The following is a 17,549-nucleotide window of genomic DNA, read 5'->3' as shown; positions in this document are numbered from 1 at the left end:
TCTCGCGTCCCCCGCTCACCGACCGGGGGCGACGAGCGGCTTGGTGGCGCGGTGCAGGGCGACGATGCCCATCGAGAGGTTGCGGTGCGCGACATCCGTCCACCCCGCCTTGCGGATCCACGCCGACAGCGTGCGCTGATCCGGCCAGTCGCGGATCGACTCGTTGAGGTAGTCGTACGCGTCGGCGTTCGAGCTCACGGTCTTGGCGACCACCGGCAGCACGCGGTCGTTGTAGAAGCGGTAGAGACCGTTGAAGACCGGCGACGGCGGGTGCGAGAACTCGCAGATCACGAGGCGGCCGCCGGGTCGGGTCACGCGCAGCAGCTCGGCGAGCGCCTTCTTCGGCTCGTTCACGTTGCGCAGCCCGAACGACATCGTGACCGCGTCGAACCCGTCGTCGTCGAACGGCAGGTCGGTCGCGTCCGCCTCGACGAAGGTCAGATTCGGGATGCCGCCGTGCCGCCGGCGTCCTTCCGCGATCATCCCCGGCGAGAAGTCGGCGGCGACGACGCTCGCGCCGCTGCGAGCGAGCGCGACACTCGAGGCACCGGTGCCGGCCGCGAGGTCGAGGATGCGCTGACCCCGCCGCGGCGCGACGGCCCGCGTGGTCGCCGCCCGCCAGAAGCGGTCGTTGCCCATGCTCAGCACGGTGTTGGTGCGGTCGTACGCCGGCGCCACCTGGTCGAACATGCCGCTCACGCGCGACGGGTCCTTATGCAGGTCGGCGCGATTCGGCTCGTGCTCGGAGGGGTGCGATGCCACCCGTCGAGTCTAGGCGGCGAGCCGGGCACGGCGCCCGGGGTCACCGGAGGCCGAGCTCCGCCAGTCGGGTCAGGTCACTGGAGGCCGAGCTCCGCCAGTCGGGTCAGCCACACCTCGGCCGTGGCGTCGTCGAAGGGCGGGATGCGTCCGAGGACGCGCGTCTCGAGGTCGGCGGCGAGCGCTTCGAGGCGCACGACGACGTCGAGCGGGTAGCCGTACGCGACGCGGTGCTCGTCCCATTCGTCCTGATCGTCGATGTAGACGCCGCGGTCGACGTGGTCGACGACGTCGAGGTCCATGTCGATGCCGGTGGGCTCGCCGTGCTGCCAGCGGAGGTCCCAGGCGATGTCGATGTAGATGCGGGTGCGGTGGGGAGCGGCATTGTGCGTATAGGCGAAGTCGCCGCTGGGCGGGAGGAGGGTGACATTCGGATGCTGCGGCTCGAACACCCTGCCGGGCCGCGAGCTGTCCCACCCGGGCAGCTGGCCGAACCAGTCGCCCCAGCGGTCGCGGCCGAGGTAGACGCACTCGTGCACCCAGTGCGGCCCGCCGTCCCATTTGCGCCAGCGGAACAGCAGCCGGGTGCCCGGGGCGGGACGTGCGGAGACGGCGTCGTCGGTCACGGGGCGAGTCTAGGCTTGACGTGTGACCTCTTCGCTCCGCCCGCCGAAGCTGGTGGTCGAGACCCGTGAGATCGCGACCGTCGACGATCTGCTGTCGTACACCGATCCGGGGTCCCCGCTCGCCTGGCTGCGGCGCGGCGAGGGCATCGTCGGCATCGGCACGGTCGGCGGCTACGAGACCGGCCTGCCGGGGGCGCTTCCCGGGGCCGGGCAGCCGAGCCCGGCCGACTGGTGGCGCGGACTCTGCGCCCATGCCGAGATCGATGACCCGATCGGACTGCATGGAACCGGCCTCGTCGCCTTCGGCACCCTCGTGTTCGACGCCCGCTCGCAGGCGTCCAGCCGCCTGATCATCCCCCAGCTCGTCGTCGGACGGCGCGACGGACGCTCGTGGATGACCCGCATCCGCTGGTCGGACACCGAGCTGCCCGAGCCGCCGGCCGAGCCCGTGCCCTACGGTCCGTACTGGTCGGCCACCCTCGGGCCGGGCGCGCTCGACCCCGAGGGCTACCAGGCCGCCGTGCGCGCCGGGCTCGACGCCATCGCCGCCGGCGAGGTCGACAAGGTCGTGCTCGCCCGCGACCTGGTGGGAACCGTTCCCGCCGGCTCCGACCTTCGCCGGCTCGTGCGCGCGCTGTCGACCGGCTATCTCGACACCTGGACCTTCGCGGTCGACGGCCTCATCGGCGCGAGCCCCGAGACGCTCGTGACCGTGTCGGGCGGCGAGGTCACGGCCCGCGTGCTGGCGGGGACGTTCCCGCGCGGCGCCGACGCAGACGACGACGCCGCGGCATCCTTCCGCCTCTCGCACAGCGGCAAGGACCTCGACGAGCACCAGTTCGCCGTGCAGAGCGTGCTCGATGCGCTGGCGCCGCACGTCAGCTCCGTCCGCGCCGACGATGAGCCGTTCGCGCTCGAGCTGCCCAACCTCTGGCACCTCGCGACCGACGTGGCCGGCGAGATCGCCGACCACGCCTCCGCGCTCGACCTCGTCGCGGCGCTTCACCCGACCGCGGCGGTGGCGGGGACGCCGACGGATGCCGCACTCGAGCTCATCCGCCGGCTCGAGCCGTTCGACCGCCGCCGCTACGCCGGCCCGGTCGGCTGGGTCGACGCCCACGGCGACGGCGAGTGGGCGATCGCGCTGCGGTGCGCGCAGATCGGCGCGGAGCCGGCGCGGCGCTTCGCCGAGTACAGCGACACCATCCCCGTCGTCGCGCACGCCGGCGCCGGGATCGTGGCGGGCAGCGACCCCGAGACCGAGCTGCTCGAGACCCGGGTGAAGTTCCGCCCGATCGTCGACGCCCTCGCCTGAGGCCGGGGCCGGGCGGGGCCCGGCGTGACGCCCGACCGTCCGTCCGTCCGTCCGTCGCAACATCGGAGATCGTGACGACACGCCGGGGCGCGTGCTCACCGGCCCGGCGTGGCGGCCGCGGCATCCGATTCTGCGCACACGCCCGCCGCGCCACCCCGCACCCGCGCCCGCCGCACCCCCGGCGCCCGGGGTCAGGACATCCGGTCGGAGGCGAAGAGCATGCGTGCGAGGACGAGCATCATGACCGCGAAGCCGCCGGCGAACGCCAGGGGCGCCCACCACCAGCCCACGGTGAAGACGAGCACTGCGATGACGGCGAAGGTGACGATCCAGATCGCGACGGTGTAGAGGCCGAAGCGCGCCGCGGTCTCGGGCTCGCGCTCGAATCGGTTCGCGGGCTCGCGGGCGAGCGCCTGGCGCGTCCACGCCTTGTGCCGGTTGGTCTGGCTCGCCCCCAGGAAGGCGAACAGGATGATCGACGCGATCACGCCGAGCGCGGCGAAGACGACGCACCAGACCGGCAGCGCGCCGACGGCGACCAGGAATCCGAACGCCACGCCGTAGGCGGCGAGGAACGTCGCGCCGGCGAAGCCGCCGGCCCGGTTCTCGGGCATCGGGTGGTTCGTCGTGGTCTCCTGCGCGAGGGTATCGCCGACGAGGAGTCCGAGTCCGGTCGACGCCATGCCGAAGAGTCCGATGAGGGGCCCGGCGACGAGCGGGAGGACCCCGGTCGCTCCGAGCACGCCGAGCACGACGCCGACGATCGCGGCGAGCGACCAGACCACGGCGCGCACGACATAGCCGACCTTGGGCTTCACCCGGTGGCGCTGCTGCAGGGCCGCGTAGTCCTCGCGCGGCGTCGTGGCTGCGGCATCCGTCGACTCGGCGACCAGATCACGCACGTCACCCAACTCCGCGACCGCCCGTCGAGCGGCATCGGCGGGCGTGCTGCCCGCCTCCTCCAGTTCGGCGGCGCGTGCGAGAAGGTTGGCACGCATCTCCTCCTTGAGATCCTGCGCGTCGGCGGTCATGTCGATGCTCCGGAACGCTTCGTCGAGAAGGCGGTGGATGTCTGTGTTCTCTGTCATTTCTCCGTGCCCTTCACGTCGAGGAGCGAGTCGATGATGCGGCGGGTGGCGTTCCACGCCGTGACGTTGTTGCTGAAGACCGCGCGGCCGGCGTCGGTGATGCGGTAGTACTTCCGGCGGCCGCCCTGCGTCTCGTCGCCCCAGTACGACTCCACGAGTCCGTCCTTCTCGAGGCGGCGATACGTGGCGTAGAGGGTGGCTTCCTTGATCTCGTGGTCGCCACCGGTCGCGTCGCGGATCGTCTTGTAGATCTCGAACCCGTACCGGTCGCCCCGCCGGAGCACGCCGAGCACGATCGTGTCGGTGTGGCCGCGCAGCAGGTCTGCTGCGAACGCATCGTCCTTTGCCATGTCGGGTACTATATCAGATCAAGTACTCGATGCAACACGCTTCTATGTCCGATCCACCACCCTCGTCCTAGACTGCGGGCATGTCGTTCGATGTGGCGGCGGATGCCTACGACCGGTTCATGGGGCGCTACTCCGCGCCGCTGGCCGAGAGCTTCGCCGAATGGGCGCGACTGCCCGAGCACGGCCGCGCGCTCGACGTCGGTTGCGGTCCGGGCGCGCTGCTCGCGGTGCTGTCGCGACGGTTCGGCCCCGACGAGGTCGCGGGTGTGGATCCGTCCGAGAGCTTCGTCGCGGCGGCGCACGACCGGCACCCGTGGGCGGACGTACGGCACGGCACGGCCGAGGCGCTGCCGTTCGAGGACGACACGTTCGACGCCGCGGTCGCGTCACTGGTGGTGCATTTCATGACGGATGCCGCGGCCGGCGCCCGCGAGATGGTGCGCGTCACCCGCCCCGGCGGTGTCGTGGCGGCCTGCGTGTGGGACTTCCCGGGGCGGCGCGCACCGCAGTCGGCGTTCTTCTCGGCGCTGTCGGCGGTGGTCGACGGCATCGACGACGAGACCGACCGCATGGGCGCCGCGTCCGGCGACCTGGTCGCGCTCCTGCGGGGCGCCGGCTGCACCGAGGTCGAGGAATCCGAGCTGTCCGTCGCCGTCGACTTCACCGGGTTCGACGAGTGGTGGGAGCCGTACACGCTCGGGGTCTCCCCCGCCGGCAGGCAGCTGCAGGCGCTGTCAGCGGAACAGCGCTCGCTCGTGCGCGAGCGGTGCGTCGAGTCGATGCCCGCCGGGCCGTTCACCGTGACGGCCACCGCCTGGGCGGCGCGGGGCGTGGCGCCGCGTTGAGCGCGCGTCGCTCAGTCAGGTCAGCGCAAGCCGCTTCTTCTCGGCCTCAACGTCGAAGTCCGCCTTCGGCCACTGCGGGTCGATCGCCTCGAGTGCTTCGAGCAGCAGGTGCTGCACCGCGAGGCGCGCGTACCACTTGCGGTTCGCGGGCACAACGAACCAAGGCGCGTGATCGGTCGACGTACGCTCGAACACCTGCTGGTAGGCGTCCATGTACTGCGGCCACAGCTGGCGCTCGTCGACGTCGCCGGGGTTGTACTTCCAGTGCTTGTCGGGGCGGTCGAGCCGCTCGGTCAGCCTCGCCTTCTGCTCGTCCGACGAGATGTGCAGCATCACCTTGACCACGCGGGTCCCGCTGCCGGCGAGCTGTTCCTCGAACGTGTTGATCGCGCCGTAGCGCCGCTCGATCTCCTCGTGCGGGGCGAGTTCGCGCACTCTGCCGATCAGAACGTCCTCGTAGTGCGACCGGTCGAAGACGCCGATGATGCCCGGCTCGGGCACCCGCTTCGCGACGCGCCAGAGGAAGTCGTGCTCGAGTTCCTCGGGCGTCGGCTTCTTGAACGCGGTGATCGATACGCCCTGCGGGTCGACCGAGCCCACGACGTGACGCACGATCCCGCCCTTGCCGGCGGAGTCCATCGCCTGCAGCACGAGCAGCACGGCGGCGTTCGTCGCATCGACGCGGCTGCGGGCGTAGAGGCGCTCCTGGTACTCGTCGAGCTGCATCGAGCCCGCCGCCAGGTCCTCGGCCGCCTGCACCTTGCCCTCCTCGTATCCCGGCGTGGCCTGCGCGTCCACGTCGGCGAGCACGAAGCCCTCTCGTACGCGGAGCATGTCTGCGACATCGCCCGACCAGTGCTTCTGACTCTTCGCGATCATGTGCCCATCATGCCGACCCCGGCCGGGTGCGCGCGTGCCCGATTCAGGAGACACGCCGCGCGGGGCGCGAGCGGCGACCGCCGGCCGCGGCGCGTCTCCTGCCGGTGTCACGCGAACCGTCGCCGGCGCGGCGCGTCTCCTGCCGGAGTCACGCGAACCGGGGGTGCGGAAGAGCGGCGAGCGGATGCCGCGCTACCGCGCGAGCGGGACTTCGATGAGCTGCCGCCCGCCGGCGGGTGCGGTGAGCGCCTGGTCGAGCGCAGTGCGGGTCGTCACGCGCTGGTACTCCCAGCCGTACGCGAGCGCGAGGTGCTCGAGTCGCACCGAGTGCGGCGTGTACAGCACGCGGTCCATCGCGTCCGCACCGGCGACTCCGGCGACCTCGAGACCGTCGAAGATCGTGCCGCCGCCGTCGTTGCCGACGATGACCTGGATGCGCGGCTCGGTCTCGCCGGGTGGGAGGAGCAGCGCACCGACGTCGTGCAGCAGCGCGAGGTCGCCGAGCAGCACGCGCGTGACGCCGGGACGCCCGGCGGTCTGACTCGCGATCGCGATGCCCGTCGCCGTCGCGACCGTGCCGTCGATGCCGGCGAGACCCCGGTTGGCATGCACCGGCACCTTCTTGCCACCGAGGAGGTCGTCGGCGACGCGCACCAGGCGGGATGAGCCGAACATCAGCCGGTCGTGCGGCCAGGTCGCGCGCCATACCGCGTCGGCGAGCACGGCCCGGTCGATCGGTGCGCGCGCCGCCGCCAGCTCGGCGGCGATCGCGCCGAGGCGTTCCTGCGGCACCGCGGACGTGAGCCCCTCGGCGTCGGGAGGCGGCGGAGCGAGATCGACGGATGCCTCGCGCGACGCGTGCAGCCAGGCGCCGAGCCATTCCCGGTCGGCGTCGCCGGTCGCGACGGCGACGGTGTCGACCGCGGTCGTGGCACCGTTGAGGTTGAGCGGCTCGCCCGGGCCGCGCAGCGCGATGACCTCGACCGCGGGGTCGGAGAGGAGCGCTGCCACCTCGCGGCTGAGGGTCGGATGGCCGAGCACGATCGCGCGCTCCACGCGGCCGCCGAGCTCGGGATCCCGCAGCAGCGCGCGGTAGCCGTGGACGAGGTACCGGCCGAAGCGAGCCCCGCTGACGATCTCGGCGATGAGCGGCCACCCGCCCGCATGCGCGAGCACCTCGGCGTCGGGGCCGGCGTCCGATCCGGCGACGACGACCGTGCGCGGTCCGCGCACGACGACGAACGGCTGCTCCTCGGGATCATCGGGCACGTCCGAGACGCCGATCCCGCCACCGCCCTGATAGAGCGCACCGGATGCCTCGTCCTCTGCCGCCTGGTCGGGAGCAGGTGGACCGTCGGGGTCGTCGCCGGCGGTCGACGCGAGTTCCGCGGTCGGCACGCCGAACCACGCGGGCAGGTCACCGGCGAGCGGCTCACGGTAGGGGAGGTTGAGGTGCACGGGCCCGGCCGAGCGCAGGCCCGCCCCCAGCGCTGCGGCGACGGCCTCTTCGGCGACCCGCCGCAGCATGACGCTCTGCTCCTCGTCGCCCTCGGTGTCGCAGCCCTCGGGCACCGGGAGGTCGGCCTCGTAGCGCACGCTCGGCGAGAACATGCCCGGCTGCCGTGTCGTCTGGTTCGCGCCGACACCGCGCAGCTCGGGAGGCCGGTCAGCCGTCAGCAGCAGCAGCGGCACACCGGCGTGGTGCGCCTCGAGCGCAGCGGGCATGAGGTTCGCGACGGCGGTGCCGGACGTGCAGACCACGGCCGCCGGCATGCGTGATTCTCGTCCGATGCCGAGCGCCGTGAAGCCGGCCACGCGCTCGTCCACGCGCACATGCAGGCGAGCTGCTCCACGCCGCTCGAGCTCGGCGGCGACGAGGGCGAGCGCCTGCGAGCGTGATCCCGGGCTGAGCACGATGTGCTCGACGCCGAGTTCGACCAGTCGGCACAGCAGCGCCGCGGCGGCATCGGTGGCGGCGGAGGCGAGTCCGCTCCCGCCGCTGATCTCGGTCAGTTGACGGCTCCGCGCTGGCCGCGCTCGTCACCTTCGTCCGACGGGCGGACGGGCGGATCGGCGGGGGCGTCGGCCGGCGGTGCCGAAGCGGTCGGCGACGTGTCGGCCGTGGCGGGTCCGGCTGCGGCGTCGGGTCCGTCGATGCTCCACCGCGGGTCATCGGCCTCGGCGTCGAGCTGTGCGAGCTCTTCCTCGAGGCGGCGGATGCGCTCGTCCTGGTCGCTCACCACGCCGATGCGTCCGAGGAACTCGGGATCGTCGTCGGGTGCCCGCCGTGCGGCGAGCGTGGCGCGGCGCGTGCGGCCGACGAGCAGCCAGAGCACACCGCCGAGCACGGGGATGAACACGACGATGAGGATCCAGATCGGCTTGCTCACACCGCGGTGCCTCGTGGGAGGCTGCACCGCGCAGTCCACGATCGTATAGACCCAGAAAGCCGTCGCCACCAGGGCCAGGATGAGCAGGGCCCGTGTCATGCTCCCCATCCTAGGCGAGCATCGTGGAACGCGGCCCTGTCGTGACCGAACCGTCGTCTGGCAGGACCGCCCCGCCGGAGCGCACCGCCGGCTCGATTACGATGGACCCGTGAAAGCCCGCTCCGCCCTCGTGTACACGGTGCTGCGGCTCCTCGCGTTCCTGGTGCCGTTCGGCCTGCTGATGCTGCTGCCGATCATGCGCGAGTACTACTGGCTCGCCGCGATCTTCGCTGCGCTCATCGGCTTGAGCCTGTCGATGCTGTTCCTGCGTCGTCCGCTCGACGAGATGAGCGCAGGCATCGCCGAGCGCCGTGACCGTTCGCGCGCGGAGCGAGCGGTGAGCGACGAAGATGCGGAGGATGCCGCGGCCGGCTCGACCGAGTCCCGCTCCGGCGACTGATCCCGGGCTGCGCCGGCACTCAACGGGCGCTCAGCCGATGAGGGCCCAGGCGAGAAACGCCGCGTAAGCGAGCGAGGTCAGCGACGTGAGCCCGAGCGCGACCACGAGTTCACGCGGGTCGCGGTAGGTCCAGACGATCAGGATGGCCGGCAGCGCCGCCAGCAGCACGAGCAGCGACAGCCACGCGATCGGATAGAAGAGCGCGAGATAGGCGGCGATCACGAACGGCGCGAGCACGAAGATCGTGAACAGCCAGCGCGTGGCCGTGCGTCCGATGAGGGTCGTGAGGGTGCGCTTGCCCGAGGCGCGGTCCTGGTCGATGTCGCGCAGGTTGTTCGCGAGGAGCACGGCACACGCCAGCAGCCCGATGGCTACTGCGCCGCACCACGCCTCCTGCGGCAGGGCGAACGCCTGCACCCACGTCGTGCCGAGCGTGGCGACCAGGCCGAAGAACACGAAGACGAAGAGCTCGCCCAGGCCGTAGTAGCCGTACGGCCGCTTGCCGCCGGTGTAGAACCACGCGGCGTGGATGCACGCGGCGCCGACGGCGAGGAACCACCACTGCTGGGTGCGGATCGTGATCGCCAGCCCGGCGATCGCGGCGATTGCGAAGAAGACCAGCGCGACCGTCAGCACCGCGCGGGGCTTCGCCTTTCGCGACGCCGTAAGCCTGGCCGGACCGACCCTGTGGTCGTCGGTTCCCCGGATGCCGTCGCTGTAGTCGTTGGCGTAGTTGACGCCGATCTGCAGCGACACCGACACGATGAGGCAGAACAGCGCGATCACCCAGTGGAAGACGTCGACGACGAGGATCGCCGCCGCGGTGCCGACGATGACGGGGCTGACCGCGAGGGGCAGCGTGCGCAGGCGGGCCGCGCCGATCCAGTCCCGCGCGGTGGCCGGCTCGACGGCGCGGGGATCACCGGACTGACGCGCCTTCTGCGGGTTGCCGCGGGAGGGCTGCTTCTTCGGACCCGGATGCTTGCGCTTCTTGCTGGAGGTGCCTGCCACGAATCGCCATCCTAGAGGGCGCCGCCATGAGCCGCCCCGAGGCGACGCCGGGTTGCGGGCACGCGTACGCACAAGCCCCTCGCGGGACGCGTCGTGCGGGCGCACACTGGCTGCCATGCTGAGCATCGGAACGATCGTGCTGACGGTGGAGGACATCACCCGCGCCGGCGACTTCTGGCGGCGCGCCTTGGGCTACGTGAACCGGGGCGAGCCGAGCGACGACTGGCTCATCCTCGACCCGCCGGACAAGGCGGACTGGGCGTCGCCGGGTGCGAGCGTCGCGCTCTCGGTCACGGGGTATCCGCAGCACTATCCACCTCGTATCCACCTCGACCTCTACGCCGAGGACCAGGCGGCGGAGGTGCGCCGGCTGCTGGCGCTCGGCGCGCGCGAGGTCGACTGGCACGACTACCCCGACGACGCCGACTGGATCGTGCTCGAAGACACCGAAGGCAACCGCTTCTGCGTGGTCGACACCGGCCCCTACCCCGGTCACTGAACGAGCACGGCGAGCTCGGCGGGGCCGAGGCACGGGGTCAGTGGAGGGACGCGACGGCGCGTCGGATCGCCTCGCGATCCGGCTTGCCCGACGGCAGGGTCGCCAGCTCGTCGACGAGCACGAGCCTCGCCGGGCGCGCGTGCGGGCCGATCGCGTCCTTGACTGCGGCCCGCGCTTCTTCGAGCTGCACGGACTCGCTGCGGCGCAGCACTTCACCCCGGATGGCGACGACGACGGATGCCTCGCCCCAGCGCTCGTCGGGCACGCCGACGACCACCGCGCCCGACAGTCCGGGCACGGTGCGCACGATGCGCTCGACGCGATCCAGCGAGATGTTCACGCCGCCCGAGACGATCACGTTGTCGATCCGGCCGCGCACGCGCAGGACGCCGTCTTCGAGGATGCCGGCGTCACCGGTGCGGTACCAGCGGGCCCCGTCGGGGGTACGGGGGAACACGGCATCCGTCAGCTCCGGATCACCGAGGTAGCCCTCGGCCAGCACCGGCCCCGAGACCTGGGCCTCGCCGCGCATGATCCGCAGGCTCACGCCGCGGAGCGGCACGCCGTCGTAGACGCAGCCCCCGCAGGTCTCGGTGGCGCCGTAGGTGCGGACGATGCGCGCGCCCGCGGCCTGAGCCCGCTCGAGGGTCACCGGCGGCAGTGCCTGCCCGCCGACGAGGATCGTCTCGAACGATCGGAGGGCGGTCAGCACCGTGCTGTCGTCCTCGGCCGCATCGAGCAGGCGCGACAGCTGCGCCGGCACGAGCGACGTGTAGGTGGGGATGCGCTGGCCTCGGTCGCTCGACGCCATCATCAGCGCGGCGGCCGCGAACCCCTGGGGGGTGAACGATCCGCTGAGGACGGCGGGCTCGCGATCGGCGACGATCGAGCGGACGAGCACCTGCAGACCGGCGACGTAGCTCGCGGGGAGCGCCAGCAGCCAGGCCCCCTCGCCGACGCGGTCCGCCGTCGCCAGCGCGCTGGCGGTGAGGGCGTCGCGGCTGAGCACCACGCTCTTGGGCACGCCGGTGGATCCGGAGGTCGTCACCACGACGGCCGTGCCCGGCCGCACGTCGCCGGGCAGCTCGCTGACCATGCCGAGCCCGAGCGCCGGACCGGCGCCGTGCAGTGCGCTCTTCAATGCCCTCAGGATGTCGCGGGGGTCGTCGCCGATGACGGGCTCGAGCTTCATCGCTTCAGTACTGCCAGGGGTACGGGGCCCAGTCGGGTTCGCGCTTCTCGAGGAACGCATCGCGTCCTTCGATGCCCTCGTCGGTGCCGTAGGCGAGGCGCGTCGCCTCGCCGGCGAAGACCTGCTGGCCGACCAGGCCGTCGTCGACGGCGTTGAACGCGAACTTCAGCATGCGGATCGCGGTCGGCGACTTCGTGAGGATCGTGCGCGCCATCGCGACCGCCTCGCGCTCGAGCTCGGCGTGCGGCACCACCCGGTTCACCGCACCCATCGCGTAGGCACGCTGCGCCGAGTACTCCTCGGCGAGGAAGAACACCTCGCGCGCGAACTTCTGGCCGATCTGCCGGGCGAAGTACGCCGAGCCGTAGCCGGCGTCGAAGGATCCGACATCCGCGTCCGTCTGCTTGAACCGTCCGTGCTCGGCGCTCGCGATCGACATGTCGCACACCACGTGGAGCGAGTGGCCGCCGCCAGCCGCCCAACCCGGGATCACGGCGATGACGACCTTGGGCATGAAGCGGATGAGCCGCTGCACCTCGAGGATGTGGAGCCGGCCGGCGCGCGCCGGGTCGGTGACCGTGTCGGTCTCGGAGTACTTGTAGCCGTCGCGCCCGCGGATGCGTTGGTCGCCGCCCGAGCAGAACGCCCAGCCGCCGTCCTTCGGGCTGGGCCCGTTGCCGGTCAGCAGGATGACGCCGATCCGCGGGTTCTGGCGCGCGGTATCGAGCGCCTGGTACAGCTCGTCCACGGTGTGCGGGCGGAAGGCGTTGCGCACCTCGGGCCGGTCGAATGCGATGCGCGCGATGCGCCCGTCCTTCGACACGTGCGAGGTGATGTCGGTGAAGCCGTCGGCGCCGGGTGCCGGCATCCACTCGGCTTCGTCGAAGAGCTCCGAGACCATGGGCTCCAGCCTAGAGCGCGGGATGCCGCCGCTCACCCGCCGTTCTTGGCATCACGCCACCGCAGCCACGACTTCACGAGGTCGTAGTCCCAGTCCGGACCGCCGAAGCCGAGCGTGAACAGCCGCACCCCGGCGTCATACAGCTCGTCGGCGACGTCCTCGCCGCGTCTCTTGAGCTCGTTCGAGACGACGAGCCCCGAGGTGTCGCGCCCTTCGCGGTCGGCCCAACGCTCGATCACGTCGAGCTTGTGCTCAAGGTCGTCGGGCCGCACGAAGCTGTGCCAGATGTCGGCGTGGCGCGCCACCAGCCGGAGGGTCTTCTGCTCGCCCTTGCCGCCGATCATCACCGGGATCCGCCGGGTCGGCGCCGGGTTCAGCTTCTGCCAGCGCGCCTCGATGCGGGCGAGCCCGTCGGCGAGGTCGTCGAGGCGCGAGCCTACGGTGCCGAACTCGTAGCCGTACTCGTCGTAGTCGCGCTCGAACCAGCCCGAGCCGGTTGCGAAGATGAAGCGGCCGGTGCCGCCCTTGGCCGAGATGTGGTCGATCGTGCGGGCCATGTCCGCCTGCAGGTCGGGGTTGCGGTAGCTGTTGCAGTTGACCAGCGCCCCGAACTCGACCCGCTCGGTCTGCTCGGCCCACGCGGCGAGCATCGTCCACGACTCGAAGTGCATCCCCTCGGGATCGCCCGACAAGGGGAAGAAGTGATCCCAGTTGAAGAGGATGTCGACGCCCATCTCCTCGAGCCGGATGACGGCGTCGCGGAAGGCGGAGTAGGGGGCGTGCTGCGGTTCGAGCTGCACGCCGAGGCGCACGGGGGTGTCCAGAAGGGGCATGGGAAAAGCCTAAGCGGGTGGGATGCCGGGGGCTCCGGCATCCCACCCGCCCTTCTCCTGCGTCAGCGGGCGCGGTACGCCTTCAGGTACGCGTCGACGGAGTCCCACGCGGCGATCGCGATGACGCCGAATCCGAACACGGTGGTGACGACCGCGGTCACGGTGCCGGCGTCTTCGGGCACGAGCGTGGGGAACAGCGCGGGGTTGACCAGCAGCTGCTGCGAGAGCAGCCACAGCGCACCGCCGGCGATCACGAGGTTCAGGAACAGGTTCACGGTCGCGGATCCCATGTTCCAGCCGCCCTTGGCGTAGACCGAGATGGCCAGCAGCGCCTCGAAGACCATGAGCACGAAGAGTGCACCGATCCACCAGGGCCACAGCGCCGGCGAGAGGAAGGGCATCCAGCCCTCCGGCGCGGCGTACACGACGCCGACGAAGTGGTCCCACAGGATCGCGCCGGCCGCGATCGCCAGGAAGACCAGCGACGCGACCAGGTCGCTGAGACTCGCGCCCCGGTCCTTCGGCTCGGGCAGGTCGTCGGGTGTCCAGGGTTCGACGATGCCCGATCCTGATGCGCGCTCGGAGCGTTCGACGATGAAGAACACCAGCGTGACCCAGAACGCGAGGTGCACGATGACAGCCAGCGTGACGCTGACGACGTTGCCGACGATGGTGCCGAACGGCTCGCCCGCCAGCGTCTGGCCGAGTGCGACGCCGAACGCAGCGCACGCCGGCACGATCGCCCACAGCAGCTTGAGCAGGCGCCACCACGTCAGGTAATAGCGCGGGCCGATGAGCCAGAGCGGCCGATCGGTGTAGCCCGCGGCGAGCTTGTCGGGGTCGCCGAGATCGGTCAGGACCGCACGCTCGGCCGCCTCCCGCGGCTCGCCCTGGGCGATGCGGGCCTCGACCTGGTCGTCGATCGAGCCGCGCAGCTCGGCGGACAGGTCGGCGCGCTGCGCCTCGGGAACGGTGCGCATCGCGGCCGCGACGTATCGGTCGGTCAGGGTCGTCTTCATTGCCATGTGTCAGTCCTCCTGCGGAAGGGAGTCGATCGCGGTGGCGATCGCGTGGAACTCGTCGGTGAGGGCGGCCGCGAGGCGCGAGCCTGCGGCGCTGGTGCGGTAGAACTTGCGGGGCCGGGCCTCGTCGGTGTTCCACTCGCTCGTGAGGTGCCCCTGCTTCTCGAGCCGGCGCAGCAGCGGGTACAGGGTGTTCGCGTCCGTCGGGAATCCGCGATCCCCGAGCTGTTCGAGCAGGCCGTACCCGTACCCCGGCTGCTCGAGCAGGCGGAGGCAGGCCAGCACGATCGTGCCGCGCCGCAGCTCCTGCAGGTGCGTGTCGAGGATCTCGGATTCGCTCATGGCTCACACTGTACTGTGTGTCACACACTATCGTCAATGGCACTATGTAAGCGATGACACCTTGTTTGCGGAGACCCACTCCTGTCGCCCGCAAGTGCCTTGAGCAGGGCGGGATCCCCGTCGAGACTCGGACGATGGTCTTCGTCGGATACCACGCCTCGCACGAACAGCTCCCTCCCAGCGCACTGCTGACCTCCGTCGTCGGCGCCGAGCGCGCCGGCTTCGACGGAGCGATGTGCTCCGACCACCTGGCGCCGTGGGGTGTGCGGCAGGGCGAGTCGGGCTTCGCCTGGTCGTGGCTCGGTGCTGCGCTGGCCTCGACCTCGTTCTCCCTCGGCGTCGTCAACGCCCCCGGACAGCGCTACCACCCCGTCGTGATCGCGCAGGCCATCGCGACGCTCGAGGAGATGTTCCCCGGACGGTTCTGGACGGTGCTCGGCAGCGGTGAGGCGATGAACGAGCACGTCACCGGCGACCCGTGGCCCTCGAAGGACGACCGCAATGCGCGGCTCGACGAGTCGATCGACATCATCCGGCGCCTGCTCGCGGGGCACGAGGTCTCGCACGACGGGCACGTCCGCGTGCACCGCGCGCGCATCTGGTCGCTGCCCGATCAGCCTCCCCCGTTGTTCGGCGCCGCTGTCAGCGCCGAGACCGCCGGATGGCTCGCCGGACGAGTGGACGGCCTGGCCACCGTCGCGCAGGAGCCGGCTGCGCTGCGCCGCGTCGTCGACGCATACCGCTCCGCCGGAGGCGCCGGACCGTGCACCCTCCAGGTGCATCTGTCGCTGGCGGAGACGGATGCCGCGGCCCTGGCCCTCGCGAAGGATCAATGGCGCAACGGCCTGATCGGGCCCCCGGAGGCGTGGGACTTCGACCAGCCCGAGGACTTCGACGCCGCGGTCGGCGAGCCGGACGAGGGCGAGCTGCGCAAGGCGGTGCTGGTGGACTCGGATGCCGCCTCCCTCGCCGAGCGCATCACCGAGCTCACCCGCATCGGCTTCGACCGCGTCTACCTGCACCACGTCGGCAAGGACCAGAACGCGTTCCTCGACCGCGCCGCGTCCGAGCTGCTCCCGGCCCTGCGGAGGACCCTGTGAAGATCACCGACACGAGCGACCTGTGGTGGAAGACCAGCGTGGTCTACTGCCTCGACGTCGAGACCTACCTCGATTCGAACGGCGACGGGATCGGTGACTTCACCGGCCTCGGCCGGCGCATCGACTACCTCGCCGACCTCGGCGTGACCTGCCTGTGGCTCATGCCGTTCTACCCGACCGCCGACCGCGACGACGGCTACGACGTGACCGACTTCTACGGCGTGGACCCGCGGCTGGGCACGCACGGCGACCTCGTCGAGGTGGTGCGCACGGCGCGTGACCACGGCATCCGGGTGATCGTCGACCTCGTGGTGAACCACACGAGCGACAAGCACCCCTGGTTCGTCGCCGCGCGTCGATCGAAGACCTCGCCGTTCCGCGACTTCTACGTGTGGCGCGACGAACCGCCGGCGAACAACGTCAACGCGGTGTTCCCGGGCGAGGAGAGCACGCTGTGGGAGCTCGACGAGAAGACCGGCCAGTACTACCTGCACAGCTTCTACAAGCACCAGCCCGACCTCAACATCGCCAACCCCACGGTGCGCGACGAGATCGCGAAGACGATCGGCTTCTGGCTCCAGGTCGGCGTGTCGGGCTTCCGCGTGGACGCCGTGCCCTTCCTCCTCGAGGTGCCCGAAGGTGAGGCCTTCGCCGATCCGCACGAGTACCTCCGGGATCTGCGCCGCTTCCTGCGGCGGCGATCGAAGGAAGCCGTGCTGCTGGGCGAGGTCAATCTCCCCTACAAGGAGCAGCTCGACTACTTCGGAGCCGGGAAGGGCGAAGAGCTCACGCTGCAGTTCGACTTCATCGGCATGCAGGCGCTCTATCTCTCGCTGGCCCGCTCCGATCCCCGGCCGCTCGCCAAGGCGCTGCGCTCGCGTCCGCCGATCGAGCCCGAGGCGCAGTGGGCGAACTTCGTGCGCAACCACGACGAACTGACGCTCGACAAGCTCACCGACAAGGAGCGCGACGAGGTCTTCGAGGCCTTCGCCCCCGACGAACGGCAGCGCGTCTACGGCCGCGGGATCACCCGCAGGCTTCCTCCGATGCTCGGCGGCGACCCGCGCCGCATCCGCATGGTCTACAGTCTCCTGTTCTCCCTCCCCGGCACCCCGGTGCTCTTCTACGGCGAGGAGATCGGCATGGGCGAGAACCCCGAGATCCCGGGCCGCCTGGCCGTGCGCACGCCCATGCAGTGGAACGACACCCGTAACGGAGGCTTCTCGACCGCCCCGCCGTCGCGGCTGACGGCGATGCCGCCCGAAGGCGGCTATGCGCCCGCGCACGTCAACGCATCGGCTCAGCTCAACGACGAGGGCTCGCTGCTGCAGTTCATCCGCCGGCTCGCGGCGCGCTACCGCATCTCGCCCGAGATCGGGTGGGGCGAGGTCGAGATCCTCGAGCACGACGCCCCCGCGGTGCTCGCCCACTCCGTCGCGGCCGACGTCGGACGCATGATCGCACTGCACAACTTCTCCGAGGAGCCGACCCGCGTGCAGCTGACGCTGGACGACGAACCGGAGGGCACACAGCTCAGCGACCGCTTCGGTCCCGACCGTCGCGAGCTCGACGACCGCGGGCGCGTCGACATAGAGCTGCCGGCGTACGGCTGGACGTGGCTGCGCGTCGCGCGCCCCGGAGACGGACGCCTCGGCTGAGCGGAAAGTGATTGCCGTGGCCGCGGCGCCGTGCGACGATGACCCGAAGGAGGCCACCATGACCGCCACGCCCTCGTTCTTCACCCGCATCCGCCACGCCCTCTTCGGCAAGCCGCTGACCCACGAGCAGGCGCAGGCGCAGCGCGCGGCGCAGGCGGGCGCGGCGCGCGGTTCAGCCTCCTTCGAGAACGGCGCGCGCGCACGTTCCGTGCAGAGTCAGACCTATTGGTTCTGACCCGG

The 17,549-nt window shown here is 71.2% G+C and carries 20 protein-coding genes; 7 read left to right on the top strand and 13 right to left on the bottom strand.

Going from position 1 to position 17,549, the window contains the following annotated elements; all coding sequences use genetic code 11:
- Window positions 1–15: 15 nt before the first annotated feature.
- Together ACFC1W_RS09185 and ACFC1W_RS09180 are read right to left on the bottom strand one after the other, a co-directional pair.
- Window positions 16–762: a demethylmenaquinone methyltransferase gene (locus ACFC1W_RS09185; protein ID WP_375991282.1), complete on the bottom strand. Its 747-nt coding sequence runs from the start codon at window positions 760–762 to the stop codon at window positions 16–18.
- Between the two features lie 74 nt (window positions 763–836).
- On the bottom strand, window positions 837–1,385 hold the full coding sequence (locus ACFC1W_RS09180; protein ID WP_375991279.1) for a DUF402 domain-containing protein: 549 nt from the start codon (window positions 1,383–1,385) through the stop codon (window positions 837–839).
- Between the two features lie 22 nt (window positions 1,386–1,407).
- Here ACFC1W_RS09180 and ACFC1W_RS09175 point away from each other — a divergent pair, with 22 nt between their 5' ends.
- Window positions 1,408–2,700, top strand: a complete 1,293-nt coding sequence (locus tag ACFC1W_RS09175; protein WP_375991276.1) for an isochorismate synthase MenF — start codon at window positions 1,408–1,410, stop codon at window positions 2,698–2,700.
- A gap of 191 nt (window positions 2,701–2,891) precedes the next feature.
- On the opposite strand, the gene ACFC1W_RS09170 is transcribed toward ACFC1W_RS09175, so the two are convergent.
- Both ACFC1W_RS09170 and ACFC1W_RS09165 read right to left on the bottom strand, forming a co-directional pair.
- Window positions 2,892–3,788, bottom strand: coding sequence for a permease prefix domain 1-containing protein (locus tag ACFC1W_RS09170; protein ID WP_375991274.1), 897 nt, complete (start codon window positions 3,786–3,788; stop codon window positions 2,892–2,894).
- Complete coding sequence (locus tag ACFC1W_RS09165; protein ID WP_375991272.1) at window positions 3,785–4,138, bottom strand: PadR family transcriptional regulator; 354 nt, start codon at window positions 4,136–4,138, stop codon at window positions 3,785–3,787. The genes ACFC1W_RS09170 and ACFC1W_RS09165 overlap by 4 nt, the downstream gene beginning before the upstream one ends.
- An 80-nt stretch (window positions 4,139–4,218) precedes the next feature.
- On the opposite strand from ACFC1W_RS09165, the gene ACFC1W_RS09160 reads away from it, so the two are divergent.
- Entirely contained in the window at window positions 4,219–4,983 is a 765-nt protein-coding gene (locus ACFC1W_RS09160) for a class I SAM-dependent methyltransferase (protein WP_375991269.1), read from the top strand.
- Window positions 4,984–4,998: 15 nt separating this feature from the next.
- On the opposite strand, the gene ACFC1W_RS09155 is transcribed toward ACFC1W_RS09160, so the two are convergent.
- The 3 genes from ACFC1W_RS09155 to ACFC1W_RS09145 form a co-directional block, all read right to left on the bottom strand.
- Window positions 4,999–5,862, bottom strand: a complete 864-nt coding sequence (locus tag ACFC1W_RS09155; protein WP_375991267.1) for a polyphosphate kinase 2 family protein — start codon at window positions 5,860–5,862, stop codon at window positions 4,999–5,001.
- Window positions 5,863–6,054: 192 nt separating this feature from the next.
- Window positions 6,055–7,866, bottom strand: a complete 1,812-nt coding sequence (gene menD / locus ACFC1W_RS09150; protein ID WP_375991481.1) for a 2-succinyl-5-enolpyruvyl-6-hydroxy-3-cyclohexene-1-carboxylic-acid synthase — start codon at window positions 7,864–7,866, stop codon at window positions 6,055–6,057.
- 5 nt (window positions 7,867–7,871) lie between these two features.
- Window positions 7,872–8,351, bottom strand: coding sequence for a PLD nuclease N-terminal domain-containing protein (locus tag ACFC1W_RS09145; RefSeq protein ID WP_375991264.1), 480 nt, complete (start codon window positions 8,349–8,351; stop codon window positions 7,872–7,874).
- Between the two features lie 109 nt (window positions 8,352–8,460).
- Between ACFC1W_RS09145 and ACFC1W_RS09140 the strand changes: the two genes are divergently transcribed.
- Entirely contained in the window at window positions 8,461–8,751 is a 291-nt protein-coding gene (locus ACFC1W_RS09140; protein WP_241112050.1) for a DUF4229 domain-containing protein, read from the top strand.
- Window positions 8,752–8,781: 30 nt separating this feature from the next.
- On the opposite strand, the gene ACFC1W_RS09135 is transcribed toward ACFC1W_RS09140, so the two are convergent.
- Window positions 8,782–9,762, bottom strand: a complete 981-nt coding sequence (locus ACFC1W_RS09135) for a 1,4-dihydroxy-2-naphthoate polyprenyltransferase (RefSeq protein ID WP_375991261.1) — start codon at window positions 9,760–9,762, stop codon at window positions 8,782–8,784.
- A 115-nt stretch (window positions 9,763–9,877) separates the two neighbouring features.
- Between ACFC1W_RS09135 and ACFC1W_RS09130 the strand changes: the two genes are divergently transcribed.
- A complete protein-coding gene (locus ACFC1W_RS09130) occupies window positions 9,878–10,261 on the top strand; it encodes a VOC family protein (protein WP_375991259.1) in 384 nt (127 codons plus the stop codon).
- A gap of 37 nt (window positions 10,262–10,298) precedes the next feature.
- Here the strand turns inward: ACFC1W_RS09130 and ACFC1W_RS09125 are convergent, their stop codons facing one another.
- The 5 genes from ACFC1W_RS09125 to ACFC1W_RS09105 form a co-directional block, all read right to left on the bottom strand.
- Window positions 10,299–11,453, bottom strand: coding sequence for an AMP-binding protein (locus ACFC1W_RS09125; RefSeq protein ID WP_375991257.1), 1,155 nt, complete (start codon window positions 11,451–11,453; stop codon window positions 10,299–10,301).
- Between the two features lie 4 nt (window positions 11,454–11,457).
- Window positions 11,458–12,354, bottom strand: coding sequence for a 1,4-dihydroxy-2-naphthoyl-CoA synthase (locus ACFC1W_RS09120; RefSeq protein ID WP_375991254.1), 897 nt, complete (start codon window positions 12,352–12,354; stop codon window positions 11,458–11,460).
- 32 nt (window positions 12,355–12,386) lie between these two features.
- Window positions 12,387–13,187, bottom strand: a complete 801-nt coding sequence (locus ACFC1W_RS09115) for an LLM class F420-dependent oxidoreductase (RefSeq protein WP_375991252.1) — start codon at window positions 13,185–13,187, stop codon at window positions 12,387–12,389.
- Between the two features lie 62 nt (window positions 13,188–13,249).
- Window positions 13,250–14,212, bottom strand: a complete 963-nt coding sequence (locus tag ACFC1W_RS09110; protein ID WP_375991249.1) for a permease prefix domain 1-containing protein — start codon at window positions 14,210–14,212, stop codon at window positions 13,250–13,252.
- A gap of 3 nt (window positions 14,213–14,215) precedes the next feature.
- Window positions 14,216–14,551 carry a PadR family transcriptional regulator gene (locus ACFC1W_RS09105; RefSeq protein WP_191763904.1) on the bottom strand — a complete coding sequence of 112 codons (336 nt, stop codon included), beginning with the start codon at window positions 14,549–14,551 and terminating at the stop codon, window positions 14,216–14,218.
- Window positions 14,552–14,685: 134 nt separating this feature from the next.
- Between ACFC1W_RS09105 and ACFC1W_RS09100 the strand changes: the two genes are divergently transcribed.
- From ACFC1W_RS09100 to ACFC1W_RS09090, 3 genes are read left to right on the top strand one after another with little or no spacing between them, the layout of a single operon-like run.
- Window positions 14,686–15,651, top strand: a complete 966-nt coding sequence (locus ACFC1W_RS09100; protein WP_375991246.1) for a TIGR03885 family FMN-dependent LLM class oxidoreductase — start codon at window positions 14,686–14,688, stop codon at window positions 15,649–15,651.
- Window positions 15,648–17,309 carry an alpha-amylase family protein gene (locus tag ACFC1W_RS09095; RefSeq protein ID WP_375991244.1) on the top strand — a complete coding sequence of 554 codons (1,662 nt, stop codon included), beginning with the start codon at window positions 15,648–15,650 and terminating at the stop codon, window positions 17,307–17,309. The genes ACFC1W_RS09100 and ACFC1W_RS09095 overlap by 4 nt, the downstream gene beginning before the upstream one ends.
- Window positions 17,310–17,367: 58 nt before the next feature.
- Entirely contained in the window at window positions 17,368–17,544 is a 177-nt protein-coding gene (locus tag ACFC1W_RS09090) for a hypothetical protein (RefSeq protein ID WP_375991242.1), read from the top strand.
- Window positions 17,545–17,549: the final 5 nt, after the last annotated feature.

It is taken from the genome of Microbacterium sp. NPDC056003, from assembly GCF_042274785.1.
Taxonomy (GTDB): domain Bacteria; phylum Actinomycetota; class Actinomycetes; order Actinomycetales; family Microbacteriaceae; genus Microbacterium.
This window is presented reverse-complemented; position numbering and strand designations above follow the sequence as displayed.